We start from the raw sequence: 22,481 nt of genomic DNA, 5'->3' as shown, positions 1-22,481 counted from the left end.
GCAGGCGGTGCGCGCATTCCGCTTACAGATATACTGTTAGAATACCATGAAGGTAGTTGAGAAAATATGGCAAGATTGACCACTGTTTTGGGGAAAACTGACTATTCTTGGCGGAAAAATGGGTTTTGAATGATATCGTTTCGATAATTTCTGGGGGTTAAGCCATAGTATTTTCGAAAATGTTGAATAAAGCTGCCTTCGTCGGCAAACCCGGTTTCCTGGGCAATCTCGGAAATCTTTTTGGATGTGTGGGAAAGCAGCTGTTCTGCCTGGAGGACCCGGTATTTCGCCAAGTACTGGGAAAAGGTGACCCCTGTGTACTTTTTGAAAAAGCGGCAGAAGTATTCCTTGGAGAAGAAAAACTGCTGTGCCACCTGGGCGGAGTGGAGAGGCTCGCTATAATGCTCGTGAATGTAAGATAGAATCCTCTCCAGCTTTTGGAAAGGTTCTTGCGAGGTGTCCTCCCTAGTCTGGTCCCGCTTTTGGCAGCACTGGGAGAGCAGAATATAGACAATTTCACAGATCTGGCGGATAACAAGCACCTGCAGGAAAGGGGTGTTCTCCTGTTCGTACCATTCGTTGAGTGCTAGGATCAGGGAATGAATCTTCGCGTTAGCCTCCTGTGTTAGGACGAAGTAGTAGTCATCATAGTTGGGAACCAAGCTTTTCAGGAAAGGGTAGCTGATTTGAAGAGTGATACCGGTGACAGCAAACCCGTCTGTGGGAAAATAAGGGATAGAGGAATGCACTTCCCGGCTGTTCACCAGAACCACATGTTGAGGAGTCACGTCCTCCACCCGACCGTTGATAAAGAACCGAGAGGAACCCTCGAAGGCCGTGTTGATCTCCAGCTCCTGATGCCAATGGCTTTTGACGATCTCGCTTCCTGGCCTGGTGTGACGAATGATAAATCCCGGGACAGCCCCGTGAATGTCCACTTTTTCATAAATGCCATGGTCGGGCATGAAGATCAGCTCCCTTCTGTGTTTTTTTATTATACCGGGATATACCGAATGATGCAAGAAAGCGTAGAAGAATTTTGGCAACTATGGTGAATGATTCCGGCCTTTTGCTTATCCAAAACAGGGGAGGGACCCCTCAAAATTTGCGGTGGAGTAAACAAAGAAAAGGGCTGCGTAAAAGGTTTTCGAAAAACACTTGCAATAAAATACCTGTGAACGGAATGTAAAACCCGATTTCTCTATGGACATAGCCGGGAACTTAGATGCAACACGGTTCAAAGTACATCAGGCAACTAGAGGACAAACGGCTCATTAACGTAGAAGCCACTAAGGTGCGTACCAAGTCCGGCGAGGTGCGGAATGGCACCCTGCGATTTACCATCCGTCCCATCCAGGAAGCGATAGATTACAAGCTGGAACGAGATTTGGCAGCGCTACCAGACCCAAAGCACCCCAAGAAAAAACAGTGAAATCCAAACTCGGTCCTGTGTGGCCCTGTGTGCGGTTTTGGAGGCCGGGTAGGGGAACGACACCAGCGAAGCCCCGAACAGGCCCTGTTGGGCCAGCGTGCCCCAGTTTTGAACGAGCAGGGCAAACCCGACCAACCCAAGAAAGGTGATACCCCGCCCCTCCCCCCTTTAGGGGGAGGGGTAATCTCGTTTTGGACGCAAAAACGAAACTCAGCCTGTGAAGCGCTGTGTGCGGTTTTGAGATCCGGGTAGGGAAACAAAACACCAGCGAAGCCCCAGACCGGCCCTGTTGGAGCCGTGTGAAGCAGTTGCCAAAGGCAACTGCCTAGAGAAGCCCTCGGATACGAAGCATCCGTCTTTTCCTGCGGAAAAGCACCGGGCTTCTCTGCATTAAAAGCCCAACGAATCAAGTTGGGTGGGGGTCAACCCTGGTAAAGAGCCACCGGAGGAAAGTTTGGAAAAGAGGAACGGCTGAAAAATGAAGTCCCAAACAGCGAAAAACATATACACAAAAAGTTAAAAATAAAAAGCTGGACATTAAGAGGTCGGTAGCGGTAGTGTAAAAAGCAGAAAAAACCTGCCTTTAGGCAGGGCAAGCATAGCGTCCGGCTATACGGCGCTGGTCGCCAGTGGCGACCGTTTAGCGCTGACCGAGCCGGCAGGCGAGAACGGCCGCACCCCCCGGCCCCCTAAAGGGGGAGTTTTCAAGGGCAAGGTCGAGGGCGTTTTGCAGAAAAAAGGACAGAAAGGAGAACCGCATGAAAAAGAAAACTGCCATCCTTACCGCCAGGCTGACCCCAGCTGAAAAAGCTGCCATTGAGCGCAAAGCGCAGCAGGCCAACATGACCGTCACCGACTACATCGTCAAGTCTGCCCTGGGCAAAAATGTCCGACAGGCGGACGATCTGGCTCCCGTTTTATCCGAACTGAAAGCCCAGGGGCGCAACCTTAACCAGCTGACGAAGCTGGCGAACATGGGCCGCATCGACCTGGTGGACGCCGAAAATTTCACCGAGGCTTACACAAACCTCTATGGACTCATCGAGGAAATTTACTGGGAGGGGGAGTGACTGTGGCAACATTCATTGCGATCCGTAACGTGAAGCAGACCCGTGGAGCAATGGCGGGAGCCATGGGGTATGTCGCCAAAGATGAGAAAACCTTGTGGCGTGGCATCTCGCTGGTGGCGGGGCATAACTGTGTCCCCCAGTCCTCCTATATCGAATTCCTCACCACGAAAAAGAGATTTCACAAGATGGAGGGCCGCCAGTTTTACCACTTCGTCCAATCCTTTGCCGAGGGTGATAGACTAACCCCACAGCTGGCAAACGCCATAGGAGTGGAGCTGGCCGAGAAAGAGTTCCCCGACTTCGAGGTTTTAGTGGCAACACATATCGATACGGGCCACCTTCACAACCACCTGATCGTGAATTCGGTGAGCTGCGTAGATGGTAAGAAGCTCCACCAAAACACAGCTGACTTGCAGCACCACCGGGACGTGAACGACCAAATTTGCATGAAGTACCACCTGAGTGTCCTTACCAAACCGCAGAAGTATAGCCGGAAGAAGCGCATGGAGCCTGGAGAATATCAGGCCGGGCTTCGTGGGGAGAGCTGGAAATGGTTTTCGTCCTTAACCAGGCCTTAGAAGAGGCAGAAGATAAGGAAAGTTTCGTTGAATTTCTGGAGCGGGAAGGCTACCAGGTGAAGTGGTCGGCCAGCCGAAAGCACATCACGTTCATCACGCCGGAGGGCTATCGCTGCCGGGACAGCAGCTTGCATGACGAAACATTTTTGAAAGACAACCTGGAATATTTATTCCTCTACCGCCAGCTGACAAACTTTGAACCCGGTGGGGAAGAACCCTCCTATGGTTGGCTTTACGGAGTAACTTACAACGCCGAGGCCCTGACTCGCTACCTGGAGCAGGCCATGGACGTGCCGGACCCACCGCCTATTCCTGTGTGGACGGAGAGCAAACAGCGCCAGCGGGAGGCCCTCAAGAAGCTGGCCCATGGCCAACGGCTGGAGAATATCGAGAGCTTTGAAGAGGATGAGGGGTACAGTTTCGGGATGTCTATGTGAGAACAGCCCACCATTTTTTCCTCTGCATTAAGGAGAACCCCCCACTCAAAAACTGCGCCGCTAAACAAAGAAAAGGGAAACTCCCCGCCCCAGGCAGGTGTAAATCCGCCAAAAGGCGGGGAGATTTTTCTCCGTCTGGTTTGAAAACTAGGGGTAGACATTGCGCAGCCCTCTAGAGTACTGTTGGTGGTTGAAGAAAACACCCGAAGGGAGGAACCGCCAACTATGCCCAAGAAACGACTCACCACCAACGGCAATGTTTTTCGCCGCACCGATGGCCGCTGGCAAAGCGTGATCTGGTACTTTGACGAGCAAGGCATTAAGAGACGCAAGGTATTTTCCAGCAAAACCAAGACGGAGGCCCAGCAGAAAATCACTACCTACATCGCTCAATTCAACGCAGAGGTGCGTAACTCGGACGAATCGCAGAAAACCATACAGGACAGCCTGACCCATTGGCTGCAAGTTTTCAAATTCCCATCGGTGGAACGGACAACATACGACCGCCTGGAATGTACCGCCCAGCATCAGGTGTTCCCGCTGATCGGGGACAAAATCGTGGGTGACATCACCGCCGCCGACCTGAAGTCCGTGCTGAACCACTGGATAGAGCAAGGCTACGCTTACACCACGGTGAAGAAAGTCCATATCCTGTTGAATGAGTATTTCCGCTACCTTACAGAAGAGAGCTTTATCCAAAAGAACCCCATGCAAAGCGTCCCAATGATGAAGAAATCAAATTTCCTAGCCGCTCAGGACAAGGAATGTGTCTCGGAGCAGGAGAGTGTCACGGTGTTCACTCCCACGGAAATTGCGAAGTTCAAACGGGAAGCATTTGCTACATTCTCCAACGGCAAACGCAAATACCAGCAAGCGGCTGCATACATTCTCATGCTCAACACAGGACTAAGGACAGGCGAATTACTTGGGCTACTTAACAGTGATATAGACTTAGAGCACCGAGTTCTCCACCTGGAACGTGGCGTAAAAGAAATCTGGCGCAGGGATGGCCTCAAAGCAGAACCAGGCCGAGATGTGAAAGTTGGCAAGCTGAAGTCGGCAACCAGCAAACGTTCGGTACCACTGAACGACACAGCCATCGCCATGATAAAAGATTTACGGCAGGAAGCCTACTTCGGCGAGGACACACCGCTGGTGCCGGATGAGCATGGCAATTACACCCGGCCCGTGAATTTCAGAAAGCGTTATTACCGCATCCTAGCAGCGGCAGGAATCGAGAAGAAAGGTTTGCACTCACTTCGCCACACATTCGCCTCCAACCTGGTGAACGGCATTAAGCAGGAGGATGGCAGCATCAAATCGCTCACACCTAGGCAGGTGGCAGACCTGCTGGGCCACTCAACCTCGCAGATCACAGAGTTGTACTACGTCAAAAAGGACACCTCTCGTTTACATGGCATCACCGATGGCTTCAACTTGTAACCACTATGCGGCAAGATGCACAAAAGCCAGCCCGAAAATTTTGCAGGTCAAAAGAGGGTAAAAACAGCGAAACGCACCCGAAATCGTCCGAAAAAGGCGAAACCGGGTGCGTTTTGGGTGCTGGAGAGGGGTGCAGTCGGTGCGGACAGGTGGGGAACCCCAAAATCTGAACCCAAATGCACCACATAACCATACAACACATGAAAAAAAGGAAACCGGCGAAAACCCAGTGTTTTCGCCGGTTTTGTGGCAGGGGCAGAAGGACTTGTCTCGGCTGCCGCCTCGGTCGGCTCGTAGCTTGCGTGCCACCGGCACGCACTCGCCCCACGACACGCACCGCAGGCGGGCCTGCGGGCGTACCTTGTTGCCAAATCCTACCGCACACTAACGAAAAAGTCAGGTACCGCAGAAGCGATACCTGACTTTTTTGGCAGGGGCAGAAGGACTTGTCTCGGCTGCCGCCTCGGTCGGCTCGTAGCTTGCATGCCACTGGCACGCACTCGCCCCTCGGCACGCGGTTTTGGAGTGGATGTGGGGAAGCACACCAGAGAGCGGGGGAAGGGTAGTGTTGCCCGGTTCTCCCAGATAAGTCCCAGAAGAGCGGTGCTGGTTTGGTGCTGCGAAGGAATGCTCCAAAACTCAGCGAGCCCAAACGAGGCGGACAGAGCGCTGGTAGAGTGTATTTCCTGTAGTCGGGTCTGTCAAGGAAACGGTAAGGGTGTCCAGCAGGCTGGGGGCGTATCCGCTTTGGGGTTGGAGATTGGCTTTCCAGGAGTAATAGAGATCCCCGCCGCTATGGGTTTCTCGAGCAAAGTTATGGCGGAGCGTGCCTTGGGCGGCGGTCTGCCCATCTTCTGTCGAAATCGTTACCGTGAGATCTTTGGCAGGGGCGGGGCCGTCTGTGACAAACTCCACCGTGAACGCGTCTTGATACCGCAGGGCCCAAAGGCTGTTACCTTGTTCAAACAAGCCGGGAATGGAGGTAACGCTGTCCCAATCAGCCTGCCCCAGGGCGATCATATCCGGATCGTCAAAGGGCATCATCCAGCTCAAAGAGGGATAGGTTTCCAGGTAGTTCCCTGCAAAGGTCATTCCGGCGTCCTGGTAGGTAGTGCTGGGAGTAGATTTTCCCGTGCGCAGGTCAATGGTGATCTCCGCCAGCACCCGCACCTCTATGCCGTGAGCGAGCATATCTTCTGCTGTGTAGGGGTCAAGATCCTCTTCCAAAAACCGAAGAATCACCTGTTGGGTGCCGCTGGGAAGCCCATCGAAGCAGGCGCAACCAGAAATCTCTGTGGCGTCACGGGGAATATCATCGGGGCTGGGCACCTGACTTTGGCTGAGATTGTAGGGAACCGGCGTCCCGTCCGGCAAGAAGAGCCGCGGAAAATCCACAGTGTACGAGCGGAAGCCCCAAAAGGGAATGGTGTATTCAATCTTGGTGTAGGAAGGCGTCGCCTCTACAGTGTGAACCTCCACCCCGGCACTGTCCCCGGTAATCGCCACTTGCTGGTTGTATTCGGTAACTGCGGTGAGGGAAATACTACCCGTGAAAGAGCCAGGGACGGCTTCCCATGCGCTCCCACCATCATAGACACGGGTGAGATCGGTGAGTTGATAGGTCACCTCCACTGTATCCCCATTGCCAACGGCAGAGGGGAGGGGGAGGGAGAGCACTCCTATAAGATTCTCCTGCTCGGGGTACAGAGAGACACCCGCTTCTTCCAAGGGGATCCCGTTTGCGGCAGCCGTCACGCAAGCGTCTAGAGAAGTGAGCCCGTCCAGCAAAGTCTCATTGGTTTCTGTAATGGCAAAGGTCAGATGAACGTATTATCCATCGCAAAAGCCCTCCTCCACCGTGAGGGACAGATTTGTGTTGAAAGCCTGGGCTGTATAGTGGAGTTTCTCCACACCGTCATACGTCCCCATGTAACTGCCCAGGGATGTTTTTCCCGTGTTGTACAGGCGAAACGCCCGTCCAATCAGTGGGATACTCTCTGCGAAGGCGGGATTGACAGCATTTAACCCGCACAGAAGTCCGAAGACTGTCAACACAGCCCCAACGGCGGCAGTTACCCGCCGCCATACCGCCTTGACCGGTGGACGGGGATGGGATGGTAACTGGCGGCAAGTCTGTACGATCCTGCTGTGGATTTCCGGGGGCACGGCATCCTGGGAAAAGTAAGTGCGGAGACCTTTTTTCCAATTCCGGTTATTTGCCATGAATGAGCCCCTCCTTTTCAGAGAATATGACGCGAAACCGTTTCCGGCTGCGGCTGAGCCTTTGTTTGACGCAGCTTTCGCTGACATCCAAGGCTTTCGCAATCTCCCGAACGGAAAGCCTGTCCCGGTAAAACAGGCCCAATAGCATTTTGTCCTCCGGCTTCATGGTGTCCAACGCTGCCTGTACGTCCAAAGCTTCGTCCCAATCTGGTGTTTCCACAGCCGCTGTCAGAGTTTCCTCCAGCTGGAAGTGAACATGCCTGCCTTGGGAAGCACCCACCTGAGAGCAGCACCGAATGAGAATGCGCACCAACCAGGTGCGGAAATATCTTGGCTCCCGTAGGGAGGGAAGGGCCTGCCATGCTGCCAAGATCGCATCTTGCACGGCATCGGCGGCGTCCTCCATGTTGTGGAGCAGGGACAGGGCCACTCGGGAGAGCATTTCTTCGTTCCTCAGGATGAGCTGGGTAAATGCCTCCGTGTCCCCGTTTCGTGCGCGCCGAACCAGCCGTTCCGCTCTTTGCTCCATGCCGCGCTCCCCTCCTTTCTGTGCTTTCCACCTTATTGGTGGCCTCTCCCCGTCAAAAGGTAACAGGGGTGTCTAACTTTTTTTCGCGTGTAGCACCGTTAAGGGAACCTCCATCTCGACCATTTTGTGTACGGGATAAAGGCTTACGTTGAGGAACATGGTCAGGGACTCTTTCCCTGCTTGCTGCTCCAGATAGGTGACTTTGTCCGCCCGGGACACCGTGTCGTACACAAAGAAAAGGGAGGCCTCCGTGCCCGGCTGGATCTTGATCCCCTCCGTATAGGGATCGAAGTCCGGATTGGCAATGGCCATGTAGTTGACGCTGGGGTTGAAAGACTGGGACCGGGCGCTGTTTACAAGATTCAAATCCCGAATCAGCACCCCGCCCTGGGTGTTGTCTTGGTTTTTAAAATCCACCTTTAGGACGATCACATCATGGCGGCTTTCTTCTCCCAGGTAGTCCAGCGGCTTTTCAAAGCGCTCCAGGAATTCCTCGTAGGTCATGGCTTCAGCTGAGGAGACGCGGACAAAATATCCATCTGTATTTTCCAGGCTGGTGTAGAAAAAATCCCCCTCCAAAGGAACCCACTGTCCCGGGGAAAAGACCTTTTGGGGGAAAGCGGCGGCATGCAGGTTGACCCACAGAATCCTCCCCACGAGAACCACCAGCAACACCGCCGCTGTCCACAGGATCCTTCTCCTTTTTTTCCTCATAGGGGCGACACCCGCCCTTCTTTGACAGAGTATAGCACATCGGAGAGACCCTGCAAAATGGAGAAATCATGGCAGGCCAACACGATCAGCGCGCCCCGTTTTTTCTCCTCCAAAAGCAACTCCTGCACCATTTCCACACCGTCCGTGTCCAGGGCGTTGGTGGGCTCGTCAATGAGCAACAGTTGTGGGTGTTCCAGAACGGCCCCGGCAATCCCCAGCCGCTGTTTCATGCCCAAAGAGAATTGCCGGTATTTCCGCTTGTCCTCCCAGCCCAATCCCACTTGCTCTAATATCTCCCGGATGCGCTCTTCTCCCACTTTCTTTCGGATGCCTGCCAAGAGCCGCAAGTTTTGGGCAGCGGTATAGCCGTCTAAAAACGCGGGGTTTTCAATGAGCATCCCCATGTCCGAGGGAAAAGAAAGCTCTTTACCCAGCCGCCTCCCGTCCAACAGGACTTTCCCTTTGGTGGGACGGATTAGCCCCGCCATCAGGCGCATCAGCATGGTCTTGCCAGATCCGTTTATCCCCCGCAGGCCGTAGATCGTCCCGCTCTCCAGGGTAAGGTTTACATCGTTCAGCACCGTGATGCGCCGGATCACTTTGGTCACATGTTGAAGCTCCAACTTCACAGCTCGTTCCCTCCCAAGATATCTTTTCGCTCAAACACAATCCGTCCCCCAACCATGCTGCCTACAATGACCCACAGGCAGAGGAGGGCACCCCCTAGGGGGTCCAGCCCGGAAACCGCCAGCAAAGCGCTGCGGGCAGGCATGGCAAAATTCCCAAGAAGGGCGGGGCTTTGCAGGTAGGTGCCCGCCAGCAGATAGGATGTCAAAAGCAGGTAGCTGAAAAGGGGCTTTACCGCTGCGGACAAGGCCAGCTGTAAAAGGCTAAGGGCCACCAGCGCCAAGGCAGTGAGAAAAAACAGCGGCCAGATGTCCCAGGTGGATGGGGAGGTAAGGGTTCCAGCGTTCATTTCCAGCTCCTGGTACAGGTACACATGGGCTGTCATACTGGGCACGGCGCCAAAGCAGATCCCAGCCAGGGCGCTGGCAGCAAAGGCCAAAAGATAATTTGCCACTGTGTTGCAAACTGTCCACAGGCACTTGGATGCCCACCAAACGCCCCGTGTCCCAGAGAGGCACAAAAGCTGTTTCCCCATGCCCTGCAAATCCAGGAAAGGATAGTACAGAGAGGCGAACAGGATCCACAAAACGAATGTGATCCACAGAACCGGCATGGTGAAGGTGGTCCCGCCGCCGGGGACGGGCTCCACCTTTCCGCAGCCCCCGGTGAGGGCCAGAAAGTAGTCCCCGGTGGTGACGGGCGTTTCAAAAAATTCCGGGTTGGTCAGCTCATAGATGCGCAGGGTGAGAAAGTGGTAGGAGGATAGGCAAAAGAACAGGAGAAACCCCACCCCCAGGCGGCACGGATGGTCCCCAAGGCCGTGGCGCAGGTCGTGGGCGAAGAATTTACAAAACATCGGCCAAACTCCCCTTTCCCCAGGTGGCGGCAAGTGGCAGGATCAGCAGGGCCCCCATTTGCCCCAGGAGCATCCAGGGCGATTGGGTCAGGGATGTGCCCGTAAGCTGCAAATAATTGAAAATCGAGGTTTCCAGGAAAGACCGGTACACCAGTGCCCGCCCGGCGGAGGCCACCAAGAACAGAAGAACCAGGTAAGGGGCGAACAGGGCGATAAAGCGGTTTTTCACGAAGTAGGAGACTGCCAAAGGCACGGTGGCCCACAGCCCCGCAAAAAGAGTGATCTCCCCCACATTGCACAAGGTGGCGGCCAGGGGATGGGAAAAATACAGGTCGCGCAGCAAGCTTGCGGAGCCCACCTGGTAATAGAGCGCCATTTCCACACTTGGCCGGTACGCGGGAATAAGGCAGGCAACCAGCAGCAGGCTGACCAGCATGGGAAGCAGCGCGGAGAGAGCCCCGGCAAAAAACACCGCAAAATGCTTGCAAAAATAATAGGGGCGTTTCCCGACTTTGGCCACCAGGATTCTGGCGTAGCCGTTTTGCTCCTCAGACAGATACGTCCAGCTGTAAGCAAGAGAAGCGTACACCGGACAGGCGTAAATGAAGATCAAGCCCGCCACGCTGTTGGGATGCCCGCCGATCCAGGAGTTGTACAGGGTGGTCGTTTGGAGGAAGGGCAGCTCCTGAAAGGCTCCGTTTTCCCCCATGGGAATGGTTGTCAGGGCGTTTTCCAGGTTTTGCCGGTATTCCCTGTAGGCGAGAATCCCATCCACCAGCGCCAGGGCGGATAGGAGCAAGAGTACCAGCAAGAACGTGGGGGTATGGAAGACCCGGTAAAGTTCTCCCCGAAGGCAGCGGCAAAACCTCATGACATTGCCTCCTCTCCAATGGAATCCAGCAGCACGCCGGCTTTGATGTCCCAATTTTGAGACACCGCCAGGAAGGGTGACTGCTGCTCCAGATAGGCGCGGTCAATAAGAAATTCCAAAACAAAATCCATGGTTTCCCCAGGCCGGAGCTGGAAACTCCAGTAGTCCTTGGTGCCGGTGTTTTTGTCAAAGTACGACTCCATGGCCGTGAAACGCTGGGTGACGGTGGTGTAGGTTGGGTCCTGCCGGTTTTGGGGGATCAGATCCTCATAGGCGGACAGATAGAACATCGAGGCGTTAAATTGATACTGTACCCCGGTTCGGTTGTGGGCGTCCACATTTTCCAGGTGGAGCTCCAAATGTAAAACACAGGGATCTGAAAAGCCGTCCGCGTACATCCCCCACACAGAATGGGCGGCGTCCTCACCGTTAACATCCTCTTCGTAGGGAAGCAGGGTGGCGGATTGTACCACAAGGGTCATGTCGCCATCCCATCCCAGGGAAGCAGTCTCTTCCTCCCGCGCTTCCCCCTGTTGATACTGCCGGGCGTGCAGGGTGTATGCTTCCCCTATCGTGCCCAAAGCGGCGAGAGTGGCGTCGGCGTCTGGATCCGAGAGGACTTCCGGGGTGGGGCTCTGGCTGGAGGCTGGCGCAGAAGAATCTGCCTGTTCCGGGGGAGCGGAAGCACTCGCAACCAGTTGGCTGGGTGCTTCCGGCACTGAATCCGTTTCTTGGTCGGGCTGATGGTTTGTAGTGACGATAAAAAAGATGGTGACGGCGGCCAGCAGGACGATCACCGGCGCGAGAATTCCAATATTTCTGTTTTTCACGGCAAACCCTCCTTATGAGTTCCTGCCCATTAGAGAGCCATGGCAGAAAAAAGGTGACAATTCCCATCACCGGTTTCCCACAGCGCTGATGACTGCTCCCTTTCTTTGCGATGGCTGTTAACGGGTACGGTGCGCCCGGTGTAAGTTTGAAATGTTTGGGAACTGCTGTGAAGGACTTGAGCACCTCAAAATTTGCGGAGCAGTAAACAAAGAAAAGGCCTTCACAAAAAGGTGATTGAAAAGCCCTTGCAAGAACATACTGTGAACAAGTTGTAAAATCCGATCTCTCTATGGACGTAGCCTCGAACTTAGGGGTAGATTTTTTGAAAAACACTTGGGAGGTAACGCCACGGAAATCAAAAACACTTACACCAACCGAAGCCCATTGGGCCATTATTTTCTTCTGCCGAATGAGATTTTCACCCAGGGATTAATCCCTGGCAAACTGTCGGTTTATGCCTACTTGATTTTCTGCGAGGACAGGAAAACGCATCAATGTTGGCCCAGCATCGGGCGCATTAGCCAGTCCACTGGAATGAGCGCCAACACGGTTGCAAAGTATATTCGGCAGTTGGAGGACAAACGGCTCATTGATGTGGAACCAACCAAGGTGCGCACTAAATCTGGCGAGGTGAGGAACGGGACACTGCGATTTACTATTTGCCCCATCCAAGAGGCAGTTAATTGCAAGCTGGAGCAGGACTTGGCAGCTTTGCCCCAGCAAAAGCACACCAGAAAAAGGAAGTGAATCCCAAACCCGCCCCTGTGTGGCCCTGTGTGCGATTTTTGGGTCAGGGTGGGGGAACGACACGATCGAAACGGGTTCTCCACCCCGTTGGGGCCGTGTGAGCCAGTTGTGGGCACATCTAGGGGCAGCGCAAAACTGGATGGGAGAAAACACCCACCCTTCCCGCAGGGGGAGAGATAAAGCAGGCGGGCAAAAGGAAAGACAGAAAAAGCAGGCCCGGGCGGGCCTGCAAAGGCAATGCTTAGAGAGCCGAGATGCTCTCGATGGGAAACGGAATTATCCTCCACTCATAGAACGGGTTTGGAGTGAGCTGTATGCGGCACACATTGTCAAAACATTAAGCAGTGAAAAGAGGGTGTGAAAAAAGAGCAGGAGAAAGGGTAGGTGCCTAAGGACGGCACCTACCCGGGTTCACAGCGCCCGGCAGAGCCGGTCGCTACGGGCTTTTCGCGAGGGGTCAAAATATCAAAAAATAGGGGTCGGTTTGAGGGGCTTGGGGTCAAGCTGTGGGTCGTAGATGACGGATTATCCCAGTGTAGAGCCATTCCCTACGGTGTCAGGATAGGGGTTACAACAATTTCCTGCTATCAGCAGGGCAAGCAGAGCGCCCGGCTGTCCGCCGAGCACAATTGGCGGGGCTAAGCCCCGAACCCCCTTTTTGAAATCCCCTTCTTTTCCTCTGCATTAAGGAGGGGAGGGCTGCCCCCACCTCGAAAATTGCGTTACAATAAACAAAGAAAAGGCCTGTGAAAACGCCCCGCCCCAGGTAGGTGTAAAACCACCAAAAGGCGGGGGAATTTTTCTCCACATGGCGAACCACATAGGTCTGGACATTGCCGCACCCTCTAGGGTAGTGTTGGTGGTTGATAAAACAACCCGGAAGGAGGAACCACCAACTATGCCAAAGAAACGACTCACAACAAACGGCAATGTATTTAAGCGGACAGACGGTAGATGGCAAAGCGTGATCTGGTATTTTGACGAGCAGGGAATCAAACGCCGCAAGGTGTTCTCGAGCAAAACGAAAACAGAGGCCCAGCAGAAGATCACTGCCTACATCGCACAATTCAACGCAGAAGTGCGTAACTCAGACGAGTCGCAGAAAACCATAAAGGAAAGCTTAACCCACTGGCTTCAGGTTTTCAAGTTTCCATCGGTGGAGCGCACCACCTACGATCGGCTGGAATGTACCGCCCAGCACCAGGTGTTCCCGTTGATAGGAGACAAAATTGTTGGGGACATTACAGCAGCAGATCTGAAATCCGTCCTTAACCATTGGATGGAGCAGGGCTACGCCTACACCACGGTGAAGAAAGTACACATCCTCCTCAACGAATACTTCCGCTACCTAACCGAGGAAAGTTTCATTCGGAAGAATCCCATGCAATCCGTGCCGATGATGAAGAAAGCCAACTTTCTTGCCGCTCAAGATAAGGAGTGTGTCCCAGAGCAAGAAACTGTCACGGTGTTTACGCCAACGGAGATTGCCAAGTTCAAGCGAGAGGCGTTTGCTACTTTCACCAACGGCAAACGTAAATATCAGCAAGCAGCTGCCTACATCCTCATGCTTAACACAGGACTAAGAACGGGAGAATTGCTGGGCTTGCTCAACAGCGATATCGACCTAGAGCGGCGGGTTTTGCATCTCGAAAGAGGTGTGAAAGAAGTTTGGCGCAGAGATGGTCTACAAGCAGAGTCGGGCCGGGATGTGAAAGTTGGAAAGCTGAAATCGGCAACGAGTAAGCGAACTGTGCCGCTAAACGACACGGCCATTGCTATGATCCAAGACTTGCGAAAAGAAGCCTGCTTCGGGGAGGATACACCTCTGGTGCCGGATGAACATGGAAATTACACCAGGCCGGTAAATTTCCGCAAGCGTTATTACAGAATCCTGGCAGCGGCAGGTATCGAGAAAAAGGGTCTGCACTCGCTCAGACATACATTCGCATCCAACTTGGTTAATGGCATTAAGCAGGAGGATGGCTCCATAAAATCTCTCACACCCCGTCAGGTGGCAGACCTGCTAGGCCACTCCACCTCGCAAATCACCGAGCTGTACTATGTCAAAAAGGACACATCCCGGCTGAGTGGAATCACCAATGACTTCAATTTGTGAGGCCTATCGGCAGAGTGAACAAAAAAGATGCGGAAAATTTTGCGGGTCAAAAGAGGACAAAAACAGCTAAACGCACCCGATTCAGCCAGAAAAAGGCGAACCCGGGTGCGTTTTGGGTGCTGGAGGGGATGGGAACGGTTGAGAACGGGTCAAACCAGATGAGAAAACCCAGTGTCCGAACCAAAACGAACCCCATTCCCATGCAACACATGAAAAAAGAAAACCGGCGAAAACCCAGTGTTTTCGCCGGTTTTGTGGCAGGGGCAGAAGGACTTGGTCTCGGCTGCCGCCTCGGTCGGGCCTGGACGCAGCCCACCGGGCTGCAGGCCCCCACGACACGCACCGCAGGCAGGCCTGCGGGCGCACCTCGTTGCCAAATCCTACCGCACACTAACGAAAAAGTCAGGTACCGCACAAGCGATACCTGACTTTTTTGGCAGGGGCAGAAGGACTTGAACCCTCGGCACGCGGTTTTGGAGTGGATGTGGGAGAACGCAGCCAGGAGCGGGGGAGGGGCAGTGTTGCCCGGTTCTCCCAGACAAGTCCCGAAACAGCGGTGCTGATTTGGTGCTGTGAGGAAATTTTGAGGGACAAAGATGGAAAAAACAAATTTTTTCTCAGGACAGTAGTGCTTTCAAACCCGCAATAATCTCAAAAGGTATCCTTTTGGTGCCTATCCAATTGTTACCCACAGGTGCCTACGCCACAAAAAAGTGCGTACTTTACGGGTTGAAAAAGCAGGCTTATAATACAGACAAGAGCTGAGGGAACCGGCCGGTTCAAGGCTTAGACAACACAGAGTAAAAGTTTACAGGAGGAACATACCATGACCAACATCGAGAAAGCCTTGAACTTGATCAACACCTTCGCCACCGGTGACACGGAAACCGCCAAAGGTCTACTGGCAGAGGGCTATATCCAGCACAACCTGGCATACGGCACCGGGCGGGAAGCCTTTGTAGCCTCGGTGGAGTACCTGTCCTCTGCCCCTGTCAAAACCACAGTGGAGAACATCCGGGCCTTTGAGGACGGAGATAAGGTGTTCCTGCACACCATTTACAACTTCGCTGGCGCTGGCGAGCAGGTGGCTTTCGACATCTTCCGCTTTGATGAAAACGGTTTGATTGCCGAGCACTGGGACAACTTGACTGCCAAAGCCGGCCCCAATCCCTCCGGCCGCACCCAGATCGATGGCACCAAGGAAATCAAAGATTTGGACAGGACCGAGGAAAACCGCAAGCTGGTTGAAAACTTCCTCGTGGATGTGATGCAGAATCAGCATCCGGAAAAGACTGTCAGCTATTTTGATGGCGACACATACCTGCAACACAACACCGGCATCGCCGATGGCCTTTCCGGCCTGGGTACGGCCCTGGCGGCCCTGGCAGAGCAGGGAGTGCAGATGATTTACAACACCACCCACCAGGTGCTGGCCCGGGGTAACTTCGTCCTGGCTGTCAGTGAGGGTACCTTTGGCGGAGCACCTACCAGCTACTACGACCTGTGGCGTGTGGAAAACGGCAAAATCACCGAGCACTGGGATGTGATGGAGACCATCGCGGACCAGTCCACCTGGCAGAACCAAAACGGCAAGTTCTGAGAATGTTTGCGCAAGAACCGGGGCAGCGTTGTCTGCCCTTTTTTTGCGCAGAAAGGCAGGCTTGTTCCCAGAAAACTGATCGTTACTTCTAGGTAACTAAGGCACGTTTTTGTGCGTACTTTACAGGCAATGTTTCCTCCCTTATGATAGAGTCAACAGAAGAAACGAATAAAATACCAGGAGGAAAGTGTAATGAACCCTATGATTGAAAAAATGACCACTCGCCACGCTATCCGTCGTTTCCAGAACCGCCAGGTGGAGGAGGAAGCCCTGCAGGATATTTTGACTGCCGGGCTTTACGCGCCCTCTGCGGGGAACAACCAGTATTCCCGTATCGTGGTGTGCCAGGATCCGGATGTGAACCTGAAGCTGGGAAAACTCAGCCGTTATATGCAGTTTAAGGGGCAGAACCCGGCCAAGACCGCCCGCTCTATCTCGGCAGACCAGCCCAGTATCCAGGACGATTTCACCATTCTGGATGGCTTTTACGGTGCGCCCACAGTGTTGACCATTTTCACCCGCCCCGGCCAGTATGCCCACGATGATGCGGCCATGATCGCAGAGAACATCATGCTGGCTGCCCATTTTCTGGGGGTAGCCTCCTGCTACATTGGCCGGACAGGGGAAGTGTTCGCCACGGAGTACGGTATGGAAAAGCGCCGGGCGTGGGGCGTTCCAGAGGATATGGTGCCGGTGTGCAACGTGCTGTTGGGCTACCGGGAAGGCCCGGAACCCCACGCCAAACCCCGCAAAGAGGGGCGTATTCTTCGAGTAGGGAAGTGAGCAAAGTATGACCCAGTCCCAGCGGAGAAGCTATCTGATAGAGAAGCTGCTGCAAGAGCGGCGAGAGTACATGGGAGTTTCCCTCCCAACAGAGGAGGAGCAGCGCCGTCTGCTGCGCGGTTTGATGAATCTCCGCCCGCCGGCCCCCGTCAGTGGGGAATTTCTGCAGGTGCAGGACGCATATTTTCAGGAGCGGTTAAAAGAGCGGGGCGTCACCAAGTTGGAAGCGCTGACGCCGGTGCAGCCGGGGCTGTACCTCTGGCAGGGGGACATCACCACCCTGGAGGTGGACGCCATCGTCAACGCCGCCAACAGCGGCATGACCGGCTGCTATGTCCCCTGCCACGGCTGCATCGACAATGCCATCCACACCTATGCCGGGATGCAGCTTCGTTTGGAATGCGCCGAAATCATGCGCAAGCAGGGACACGAGGAAGAAACCGGCCATGCCAAAATCACCGGGGGCTACAACCTGCCCTGCCGGTACGTACTCCACACCGTGGGGCCTATCGTTTCAGGAACCTTGACAAAGGAGCACGAACAGCAGCTGGCGTCCTGCTACCGCTCCTGCCTGGACTTGGCGGCAGAAAACAACTGCGAAAGCCTGGCTTTCTGCTGCATCTCCACAGGTGAGTTCCACTTTCCCAATGAAAAGGCGGCGGAAATCGCCGTGGAGACAGTGAAACAGTGGCAGGCACGGCATCCTCAACAACTGGAGGTAATCTTCAATGTATTCAAAAACAGCGACCGGGAAATCTACGAACAACTCCTTGGATGAGTTGTGCAAGGCCCTGGACCAGGCGGAAGCTGTATGTATCGGGGCAGGGGCAGGGCTGTCCGCCTCGGCGGGATTTGTTTATGATGGGCCCTGGTTCCGCCGGTATTTCTCCGACTTCGAGGAAAAGTACGGCTTCCACGATATGTACACCGGGGGCTTCACCCAGTTTACTTCCCTTGAGGAACAGTGGGCCTACTGGAGCCGGATGATCTTCTTAAACCGCTACTGCGACCCGCCCAAGCCGGTGTACCAAAATCTATTAGAATTAGTAAAGGATAAAGACTATTTCGTACTGACGACCAATGTGGATCACTGTTTCCAAAAGGCAGGATTTAACAAGAGCCGCTTGTTCTACACCCAAGGGGACTATGGCCTGTGGCAGTGCTCCAGGCCCTGCCACCAAAAGACCTATGACAATGAGGCGAATGTCCGCCAAATGCTGGAGGCCCAGGGGTTTGCCATTCGGGAGGACAGAGCTTTGACACCGCCCCTGGGTACATCGCCAAAGATGGCTGTTCCCACGGAGTTGGTTCCTCGCTGCCCAAAGTGCGGCGCTCCTATGAGCATGAATCTCCGGGCGGACGCAACCTTTGTGGAGGACGATGGCTGGCATATAGCTGCTGCCCGGTATCAGAACTTCATGGAAGAGCATCGGGACAGCGTCATCCTGTATCTGGAGCTGGGGGTAGGGCTGAATACCCCTGGCATCATCAAGTACAACTTCTGGCAGCAGGCCTATGAGAACCCCAACGCCGTGTACGCCTGCGTGAACCGGGGCCAGGCTTTCGCCTCCCGGGAGCTGGTGGGCCGCTCCATCTGCTTAGACGGGGACATCGCCGCCGCAGTGGAGGGCCTGGGCAAGGGGTAAGTTTATCCGGCAATGTGGCCGGCCTTGAAATCCTCGCCCCAATGCTGCATGGCGTCTAAAATGGGCTTCAGGCTCTTCCCCAGGTCTGTCAAAGAGTACTCCACCCGGGGAGGAACCTCGGCGTAGACTTCCCGGTGAACCAAGCCGTCGGTTTCCATCTGGCGCAGCTGCGCGGTGAGCACTTTTTGAGAGACATTGCCAATGGATTTTTTCAATTCCCCAAAGCGCTTGGTTCCGGGAAGCAAGTCCCGGAGAATAAGGACTTTCCACTTGTCCCCAATGAGCATCAAAGTAGTTTCCACCGGGCAGGCCGGTAGTTCTTTGCTTGGCTTTTCAGAAGCCATACCGCACCATCCTTTCCTAATCAGGCGGTAAGAGAGTATTTCGGTGATTTCATTATAGAGAGAACAAGAAATGAAATCAAGGCTTACCCAAATGCAGTTGGGAGGAATCGGGTGTGCCGGAGAAAAGCCGGATTTCCAGAGAACAACCGCCTGTACTCATGCTGCCAGCTTCCTGATGCGGTTCGATTATAACCTGGCAGAAAATTGAATATCCATGCAGAGACTGGGAGCAATCCCGGCCATTTGTTTACCCTCAAGAGTAGCCTGGGCCACCTCAAAAATTACAGAGCAGTAAACAAAGAAAGGGGATCCCCCGAGTGAGTTTTGAGAAACGCTTGCAAGAATATACCGTGAACAAAGTGTAAACATCGATTTCTCTATGGACATAGGTGTAGAATTTTGGAAAAATCACTGGGGAGGTAAAACCACGGAAATCAAAAACACTTACACCAAGCACAGCCCTTTGGGTCACTATTTCCTTCTGCCGAATGAGATCTTCACCCTGGGGTTAAGCCCCGGCGAACTGTCGGTCTACACCTACCTGATTTTCTGCGAGGACAGAAAAACGCACCAGTGCTGGCCGAGCATTGGACGCATAAGTCAGAACACGGGGATGAGCGCTAACACCATCGCTAAATACATTCGGCAGCTTGAAGAAAAGTTACTCATCCAGGTGGAGCCAACCAAGGTGCACACGAAATCCGGCGAGGTGCGTAATGGCACCCTGCAGTTTACTATCCGTCCTATCCAGGAGGCAGTAGATTACAAGCTGGAGAAGGAGTTGGCAGCGCTGCCAGAGAAAAAGCGTGCCAGAAAAAGACGGTGAAACCGAAACTCGGCCCTGTGTGGGCTTGTGTGCGATTTTGGGGGCAGGGTAGAGAAAACGGACACCAGTGAAACGGGTTCCCACCCTGTTGAAGCCGTGTGGGGCCGTTGTGAGCGAATCCGGAAGACTGGGACGGCGCATTTTCGGGAACAAGCCGGCCTTTCCCCGTAGGGGAAAGTGAGGAATAACGTGTCCGGGACAGGAAAAAGCCCGTGTACGGCCCTGTTTGCAATTTTGGGGGATGAGTAGGGAAACGGATACCAGCAAAGCCCCAGACCGGCCCTGTTGGAGCTGTGAGAGCCAGTTGTGGGCGAATCCGAGGGCGGCGGAAGATCCAGGTGAGGGAAAAGCCAGCCCCGCAGGGGGAGGTAAGGCAGACGGGCAAAAGGAAAGGCAGAAAAAGAAAAAGCAGGCCCAGGCGGGCCTGCAAGGGAAATGCATTGGAGCACGAGGTAGGTCATAATGGAGAGCAGAATTTTCCTCCACTCAAAGGTCAGTTTGGAGAAGGCCAAAAGCAGCGGCCATAACCCAAACATTAAGCAGTGGAGAGAGGGTGTGAAAAAAGAGCAGGTTAAAGGGTGTGGGTCGGTGAACCGCCCCACACCCGGCTCACAGCGCCCGGCAGAGCCGGTCGCTACGGGCCTTTTGCAAGGGGTCAAAACCTCAAAAAATAGGGGTCAATTTTCGGGCCTTGGGGTCAAGCTGTGGGTCGTAGATGACGGATTATCCCAGTGTAGAGCCATTCCCTACGGTGTCAGGATAGGGGTTACAACAATTTCCTGCTATCAGCAGGGCAAGCAGAGCGCTCGGCTGGGCACATTTCGCGGGGCTGTCTCGCCTGCCGGCTCGGTCGGCTCAGAACGGTCCCCACTGGGGACCTTCGCCCCCGAACCCCCTTTTTGAAATCCTCTTCTTTTCCTCTGCATTAAGGAGGGTGCCCCACCTCAAAAACTGCGTTGCTAAACAAAGAATAGGCCTGTGAAGATTTCCCCGCCCCAGACGGGTGTAAATCCACCAAAAGGCGGGGCGATTTTTCTCCGCCCAGTTTGAAACATAGGGCTGGACATTGCCGCCCCCTCTAGGGTACTGTTGGTGGTTGATAAAACAACCCGAAAGGAGGGACCACCAACCATGCCAAAGAAACGACTTACCACCAACGGCAATGTTTTTCGGAGAACAGATGGTCGCTGGCAAAGTGTTATCTGGTACTTTGACGAGCAGGGAGTGAAACGCCGCAAAGTGTTCTCCAGCAAAACCAAGACAGAGGCCCAGCAGAAAATCACAACTTACATCGCCCAGTTCAACGAAGAGGTGCGTAACTCAGACGAATCCCAGAAAGCACTTCAAGAGAGCCTGACCCATTGGTTGCAAGTGTTCAAGTTCCCATCTGTAGAGCGGACAACTTACGACCGGTTGGAATGTACCGCCCAGCACCAGGTGTTCCCGCTGATCGGGAACAAAATCGTGGGAGACATTACCGCCGCCGACCTAAAATCCGTGCTGAACCATTGGATGGAGCAGGGCTACACCTATACGACTGTGAAGAAAGTGCATATCCTGCTGAACGAGTATTTCCGCTACCTCACGGAAGAGGACTTCATCCAGAAGAACCCCATGCAGAGCGTACCCATGATGAAGCGTGCCAACTTCCTCGCCGCCCAAGACAAAGAGTATGTGCCTGAACAGGAGCAGGTGACGGTATTCACGCCCACGGAGATTGCCAAGTTCAAACAAGAAGCATTCTCTACCTTTGCCAACGGCAAGCGCAAATACCAGCAAGCCGCTGCATACATTCTCATGTTGAATACGGGGCTAAGGACAGGAGAATTGCTGGGGCTGCTCAACAGCGATATCGACCTACAACGCCGAGTTCTCCACCTGGAACGTGGCGTGAAAGAAGTCTGGCGTAGGGATGGCCTGCAAGCTGAGCCGGGCCGGGACGTGAAAGTTGGCAAGCTGAAATCGGCAACGAGTAAGCGAACTGTGCCGCTAAACGACACGGCCATTGCTATGATCCAAGACTTGAGGAAAGAAGCATACTTCGGAGAGGACACACCTCTGGTGCCAGACGAGCATGGCAACTACACTAGGCCCGTGAATTTCCGCAAGCGATATTACAGAATCCTTGCAGCGGCTGGCATCGAGAAAAAGGGCCTGCACTCGCTCAGACACACCTTTGCCTCCAGCTTGGTGAACGGCATTAAGCAGGAGGATGGCACCATCAAATCTCTTACTCCCAGGCAGGTAGCTGACTTGCTGGGCCACTCCACCTCGCAAATCACCGAGCTGTACTATGTCAAAAAGAACACATCCCGGCTGAGTGGAATTACCAATGACTTCAATCTTTAAGAGCCAGATGGCAAAGTGAACAAAAAAGATACGGAAAATTTTGCAGGTCAAAAGAGGTCAAAAAGAGCGAAACGCACCCGATTCAGCCAGAAAAAGGCAAAACCGGGTGCGTTTTGGGTGCTGGAGGGGATGGGAACGGTTGAGAACAGGTGCGAACGGATGGGAAAACCTAGGAATAGGGCAGAAGGACTTGTCTCGGCTGCCGCCTCGGTCGGGCCTGGACGCAGCCCACCGGGCTGCAGGCCCCCACGACACGCACCGCAGGCGGGCCTGCGGCCGCACCTCGTTGCCAAATCCTGCCGCACACTAACGAAAAAAATCAGGTACCGCAGAAGCGATACCTCAGCCTGTCGAAAAAGGTCACCTTTTGGTGGCCTTTTTTCTCGTATTGAGAGAGAAAATGCGGTATAATGGTGTAGGGTGATAAAAATGCTGGTAAAGAACGCAGAAAATCGAGAG

Annotated in this window: 24 protein-coding genes; 14 read left to right on the top strand and 10 right to left on the bottom strand. The window is 54.0% G+C overall.

Annotated features, from left to right (window positions below):
• Window positions 1–101: 101 nt before the first annotated feature.
• Window positions 102–965: a helix-turn-helix transcriptional regulator gene (locus ODJ80_RS11610; RefSeq protein WP_263042222.1), complete on the bottom strand. Its 864-nt coding sequence runs from the start codon at window positions 963–965 to the stop codon at window positions 102–104.
• A gap of 260 nt (window positions 966–1,225) precedes the next feature.
• On the opposite strand from ODJ80_RS11610, the gene ODJ80_RS11605 reads away from it, so the two are divergent.
• From ODJ80_RS11605 to ODJ80_RS11585, 5 genes are all read left to right on the top strand, one after another.
• Window positions 1,226–1,432 (top strand): hypothetical protein, encoded by a 207-nt coding sequence (locus tag ODJ80_RS11605; RefSeq protein WP_263042221.1) that lies wholly within the window; start codon window positions 1,226–1,228, stop codon window positions 1,430–1,432.
• Between the two features lie 758 nt (window positions 1,433–2,190).
• Window positions 2,191–2,502: a DUF1778 domain-containing protein gene (locus tag ODJ80_RS11600; protein WP_263042220.1), complete on the top strand. Its 312-nt coding sequence runs from the start codon at window positions 2,191–2,193 to the stop codon at window positions 2,500–2,502.
• 62 nt (window positions 2,503–2,564) lie between these two features.
• Entirely contained in the window at window positions 2,565–3,080 is a 516-nt protein-coding gene (locus ODJ80_RS11595) for a relaxase/mobilization nuclease domain-containing protein (RefSeq protein WP_263042219.1), read from the top strand.
• A complete protein-coding gene (locus tag ODJ80_RS11590; RefSeq protein WP_263042218.1) occupies window positions 3,053–3,517 on the top strand; it encodes a hypothetical protein in 465 nt (154 codons plus the stop codon). Before ODJ80_RS11595 ends, ODJ80_RS11590 begins: the two co-directional genes overlap by 28 nt.
• 225 nt (window positions 3,518–3,742) lie before the next feature.
• Entirely contained in the window at window positions 3,743–4,960 is a 1,218-nt protein-coding gene (locus ODJ80_RS11585) for a tyrosine-type recombinase/integrase (protein ID WP_263042217.1), read from the top strand.
• Between the two features lie 639 nt (window positions 4,961–5,599).
• Here the strand turns inward: ODJ80_RS11585 and ODJ80_RS11580 are convergent.
• The 8 genes from ODJ80_RS11580 to ODJ80_RS11545 all read right to left on the bottom strand — a co-directional run bounded on the left by ODJ80_RS11580 (window position 5,600) and on the right by ODJ80_RS11545 (window position 11,610).
• The gene (locus ODJ80_RS11580) at window positions 5,600–6,688 is read right to left on the bottom strand and encodes a hypothetical protein (RefSeq protein WP_263042216.1); all 1,089 of its coding nucleotides are present in this window, start codon (window positions 6,686–6,688) and stop codon (window positions 5,600–5,602) included.
• A 102-nt stretch (window positions 6,689–6,790) separates the two neighbouring features.
• Entirely contained in the window at window positions 6,791–7,183 is a 393-nt protein-coding gene (locus ODJ80_RS11575) for a DUF4179 domain-containing protein (protein WP_263042215.1), read from the bottom strand.
• Window positions 7,173–7,712: an RNA polymerase sigma factor gene (locus ODJ80_RS11570; RefSeq protein WP_263042214.1), complete on the bottom strand. Its 540-nt coding sequence runs from the start codon at window positions 7,710–7,712 to the stop codon at window positions 7,173–7,175. The genes ODJ80_RS11575 and ODJ80_RS11570 overlap by 11 nt, the downstream gene beginning before the upstream one ends.
• 72 nt (window positions 7,713–7,784) lie before the next feature.
• Window positions 7,785–8,426, bottom strand: coding sequence for a hypothetical protein (locus ODJ80_RS11565; RefSeq protein ID WP_263042213.1), 642 nt, complete (start codon window positions 8,424–8,426; stop codon window positions 7,785–7,787).
• Window positions 8,423–9,055: an ATP-binding cassette domain-containing protein gene (locus ODJ80_RS11560; protein ID WP_263042212.1), complete on the bottom strand. Its 633-nt coding sequence runs from the start codon at window positions 9,053–9,055 to the stop codon at window positions 8,423–8,425. Before ODJ80_RS11560 ends, ODJ80_RS11565 begins: the two co-directional genes overlap by 4 nt.
• Window positions 9,052–9,909, bottom strand: coding sequence for a hypothetical protein (locus tag ODJ80_RS11555; RefSeq protein ID WP_263042211.1), 858 nt, complete (start codon window positions 9,907–9,909; stop codon window positions 9,052–9,054). Before ODJ80_RS11555 ends, ODJ80_RS11560 begins: the two co-directional genes overlap by 4 nt.
• Complete coding sequence (locus ODJ80_RS11550; RefSeq protein WP_263042210.1) at window positions 9,899–10,780, bottom strand: hypothetical protein; 882 nt, start codon at window positions 10,778–10,780, stop codon at window positions 9,899–9,901. Before ODJ80_RS11550 ends, ODJ80_RS11555 begins: the two co-directional genes overlap by 11 nt.
• Window positions 10,777–11,610: a hypothetical protein gene (locus tag ODJ80_RS11545; RefSeq protein WP_263042209.1), complete on the bottom strand. Its 834-nt coding sequence runs from the start codon at window positions 11,608–11,610 to the stop codon at window positions 10,777–10,779. The genes ODJ80_RS11550 and ODJ80_RS11545 overlap by 4 nt, the downstream gene beginning before the upstream one ends.
• A gap of 334 nt (window positions 11,611–11,944) precedes the next feature.
• On the opposite strand from ODJ80_RS11545, the gene ODJ80_RS14200 reads away from it, so the two are divergent.
• The 7 genes from ODJ80_RS14200 (at window position 11,945) to ODJ80_RS11515 (ending at window position 18,503) form a co-directional block, all read left to right on the top strand.
• A complete protein-coding gene (locus ODJ80_RS14200) occupies window positions 11,945–12,358 on the top strand; it encodes a helix-turn-helix domain-containing protein (protein WP_442863920.1) in 414 nt (137 codons plus the stop codon).
• An 898-nt stretch (window positions 12,359–13,256) separates the two neighbouring features.
• The gene (locus ODJ80_RS11540; protein ID WP_263042208.1) at window positions 13,257–14,474 is read left to right on the top strand and encodes a tyrosine-type recombinase/integrase; all 1,218 of its coding nucleotides are present in this window, start codon (window positions 13,257–13,259) and stop codon (window positions 14,472–14,474) included.
• Between the two features lie 14 nt (window positions 14,475–14,488).
• On the top strand, window positions 14,489–14,902 hold the full coding sequence (locus ODJ80_RS11535; protein ID WP_263042207.1) for a hypothetical protein: 414 nt from the start codon (window positions 14,489–14,491) through the stop codon (window positions 14,900–14,902).
• Between the two features lie 398 nt (window positions 14,903–15,300).
• Window positions 15,301–16,074, top strand: a complete 774-nt coding sequence (locus tag ODJ80_RS11530; RefSeq protein WP_263042206.1) for a nuclear transport factor 2 family protein — start codon at window positions 15,301–15,303, stop codon at window positions 16,072–16,074.
• Window positions 16,075–16,266: 192 nt separating this feature from the next.
• On the top strand, window positions 16,267–16,857 hold the full coding sequence (locus tag ODJ80_RS11525; protein ID WP_263042205.1) for a nitroreductase family protein: 591 nt from the start codon (window positions 16,267–16,269) through the stop codon (window positions 16,855–16,857).
• 7 nt (window positions 16,858–16,864) lie between these two features.
• A complete protein-coding gene (locus tag ODJ80_RS11520) occupies window positions 16,865–17,635 on the top strand; it encodes a protein-ADP-ribose hydrolase (RefSeq protein WP_263042204.1) in 771 nt (256 codons plus the stop codon).
• Window positions 17,586–18,503 (top strand): SIR2 family NAD-dependent protein deacylase, encoded by a 918-nt coding sequence (locus ODJ80_RS11515; protein WP_263042203.1) that lies wholly within the window; start codon window positions 17,586–17,588, stop codon window positions 18,501–18,503. The genes ODJ80_RS11520 and ODJ80_RS11515 overlap by 50 nt, the downstream gene beginning before the upstream one ends.
• A 2-nt stretch (window positions 18,504–18,505) precedes the next feature.
• On the opposite strand, the gene ODJ80_RS11510 is transcribed toward ODJ80_RS11515, so the two are convergent.
• Window positions 18,506–18,847, bottom strand: coding sequence for a winged helix-turn-helix transcriptional regulator (locus tag ODJ80_RS11510; protein ID WP_263042202.1), 342 nt, complete (start codon window positions 18,845–18,847; stop codon window positions 18,506–18,508).
• Between the two features lie 379 nt (window positions 18,848–19,226).
• On the opposite strand from ODJ80_RS11510, the gene ODJ80_RS11505 reads away from it, so the two are divergent.
• Entirely contained in the window at window positions 19,227–19,673 is a 447-nt protein-coding gene (locus ODJ80_RS11505) for a helix-turn-helix domain-containing protein (RefSeq protein ID WP_263042201.1), read from the top strand.
• Between the two features lie 1,131 nt (window positions 19,674–20,804).
• Window positions 20,805–22,022, top strand: a complete 1,218-nt coding sequence (locus ODJ80_RS11500; protein WP_263042200.1) for a tyrosine-type recombinase/integrase — start codon at window positions 20,805–20,807, stop codon at window positions 22,020–22,022.
• Window positions 22,023–22,481 lie beyond the last annotated feature (459 nt).

The sequence above is a fragment of the Acutalibacter sp. LFL-21 genome (genome assembly GCF_025630755.1).
Taxonomy (GTDB): Bacteria; Bacillota; Clostridia; order Oscillospirales; family Acutalibacteraceae; genus Acutalibacter; species Acutalibacter stercoravium.
This window is presented reverse-complemented; position numbering and strand designations above follow the sequence as displayed.

Excerpts from the sequence above, each read along its gene's own strand:
- ODJ80_RS11610 (WP_263042222.1), bottom strand. The coding sequence starts at position 965 with ATGCCCGACCATGGCATTTATGAAAAAGTGGACATTCACGGGGCTGTC.
- ODJ80_RS11605 (WP_263042221.1), top strand. The coding sequence starts at position 1,226 with ATGCAACACGGTTCAAAGTACATCAGGCAACTAGAGGACAAACGGCTC.
- ODJ80_RS11600 (WP_263042220.1), top strand. The coding sequence starts at position 2,191 with ATGAAAAAGAAAACTGCCATCCTTACCGCCAGGCTGACCCCAGCTGAA.
- ODJ80_RS11595 (WP_263042219.1), top strand. The coding sequence starts at position 2,565 with ATGGGGTATGTCGCCAAAGATGAGAAAACCTTGTGGCGTGGCATCTCG.
- ODJ80_RS11590 (WP_263042218.1), top strand. The coding sequence starts at position 3,053 with ATGGTTTTCGTCCTTAACCAGGCCTTAGAAGAGGCAGAAGATAAGGAA.
- ODJ80_RS11585 (WP_263042217.1), top strand. The coding sequence starts at position 3,743 with ATGCCCAAGAAACGACTCACCACCAACGGCAATGTTTTTCGCCGCACC.
- ODJ80_RS11575 (WP_263042215.1), bottom strand. The coding sequence starts at position 7,183 with ATGGCAAATAACCGGAATTGGAAAAAAGGTCTCCGCACTTACTTTTCC.
- ODJ80_RS11570 (WP_263042214.1), bottom strand. The coding sequence starts at position 7,712 with ATGGAGCAAAGAGCGGAACGGCTGGTTCGGCGCGCACGAAACGGGGAC.
- ODJ80_RS11565 (WP_263042213.1), bottom strand. The coding sequence starts at position 8,426 with ATGAGGAAAAAAAGGAGAAGGATCCTGTGGACAGCGGCGGTGTTGCTG.
- ODJ80_RS11555 (WP_263042211.1), bottom strand. The coding sequence starts at position 9,909 with ATGTTTTGTAAATTCTTCGCCCACGACCTGCGCCACGGCCTTGGGGAC.
- ODJ80_RS11550 (WP_263042210.1), bottom strand. The coding sequence starts at position 10,780 with ATGAGGTTTTGCCGCTGCCTTCGGGGAGAACTTTACCGGGTCTTCCAT.
- ODJ80_RS11540 (WP_263042208.1), top strand. The coding sequence starts at position 13,257 with ATGCCAAAGAAACGACTCACAACAAACGGCAATGTATTTAAGCGGACA.
- ODJ80_RS11530 (WP_263042206.1), top strand. The coding sequence starts at position 15,301 with ATGACCAACATCGAGAAAGCCTTGAACTTGATCAACACCTTCGCCACC.
- ODJ80_RS11525 (WP_263042205.1), top strand. The coding sequence starts at position 16,267 with ATGAACCCTATGATTGAAAAAATGACCACTCGCCACGCTATCCGTCGT.
- ODJ80_RS11520 (WP_263042204.1), top strand. The coding sequence starts at position 16,865 with ATGACCCAGTCCCAGCGGAGAAGCTATCTGATAGAGAAGCTGCTGCAA.
- ODJ80_RS11515 (WP_263042203.1), top strand. The coding sequence starts at position 17,586 with ATGTATTCAAAAACAGCGACCGGGAAATCTACGAACAACTCCTTGGAT.
- ODJ80_RS11510 (WP_263042202.1), bottom strand. The coding sequence starts at position 18,847 with ATGGCTTCTGAAAAGCCAAGCAAAGAACTACCGGCCTGCCCGGTGGAA.
- ODJ80_RS11505 (WP_263042201.1), top strand. The coding sequence starts at position 19,227 with ATGGACATAGGTGTAGAATTTTGGAAAAATCACTGGGGAGGTAAAACC.
- ODJ80_RS11500 (WP_263042200.1), top strand. The coding sequence starts at position 20,805 with ATGCCAAAGAAACGACTTACCACCAACGGCAATGTTTTTCGGAGAACA.